This is a genomic window from Gordonia sp. 852002-51296_SCH5728562-b (assembly GCF_001665475.1).
Lineage (GTDB): Bacteria > Actinomycetota > Actinomycetes > Mycobacteriales > Mycobacteriaceae > Gordonia > Gordonia sputi.
Genome location: NZ_LZMI01000072.1, coordinates 1 through 946 on the forward strand (window position 1 = coordinate 1; position 946 = coordinate 946).

General features: G+C 66.4%; 1 protein-coding gene. It reads left to right on the forward strand.

Going from position 1 to position 946, the window contains the following annotated elements; genetic code table 11:
* Positions 1-55: 55 nt before the first annotated feature.
* Positions 56-946: DUF222 domain-containing protein (locus tag A5766_RS13410; protein WP_064905028.1), on the forward strand; the 891-nt coding region annotated here is incomplete at its 3' end.

A 946-nucleotide genomic window follows, 5' to 3' on the forward strand; every position in this document is an offset into this window, starting at 1 on the left:
GTCAGATCGAACACACAAGCGATCACCGACACGCGGCAAAAAAAGGGGGGTGGCCATGACCGACATCATCGATGACACCAGCGGCCCTGTCCCGACGTCACCGTTCCCGCATTCGCCGCTGTCGTTCACCGCCGCCGACCTCGACACGATCGGCCACCTCTCCGGTGTCGAGCTCAACGACGTCGCCCGCACCACCCAACGCCTGGCACGCCAAGCCGAAGCACGCACCGCCCTGTTGGCCTACCGCATCGGCCAATCCATCGCCGACGACATGCTCATCGTCACCGCCACCCGACCCCACACCCACCACGCCGTCGACAAAGCCGCCATCGCCGAAATCTCACTACAACTCGGCATCTCCCGATCACTCGCGCGCCGCTACGCCATCCTCGGCGCCCACCTCACCGACCTCCCCCACACCACCCTCGCCTTCCTCGACGGCCACATCCGGTTATCCCGCATCGAAATCGTCGCCGACCAACTGTCGATACTCGACCCGTCCCTGCGAGCACAGGCCGAACCCCTCGCGCTCGAACTCACCCGACGCACCTCAGCCGACTCCACCCTGCGCGATCAACTCACCGAACTGGTCATCGCCCTCGATCCGGACGCGGCCGCCCACGCCCGTCGCGACTTCGCCGACCGCAACCAGAACATCCACATCCGCCCCGACACACACGGACACGTCACCCTCGACGGCTGCCTACCCGCCGAACAAGGCGTGCATCTCGCGGAGAGAATCTCTGCACTCATCACCGAGCGACTCTGTTCTGATGACCCACGCACCCCCGGTCGACGCCGCGTCGCCGCCCTCGCCGACATCCAAGGCCTCCCCGGCGCCTACCTCACCTGCCACTGCGGCAGCACCGACTGCCCCGCCACACCATCCGACCCCGCCACACCTCCTGACGGTCAAACAGACTGCGACACAGCACCGTTCGACGAC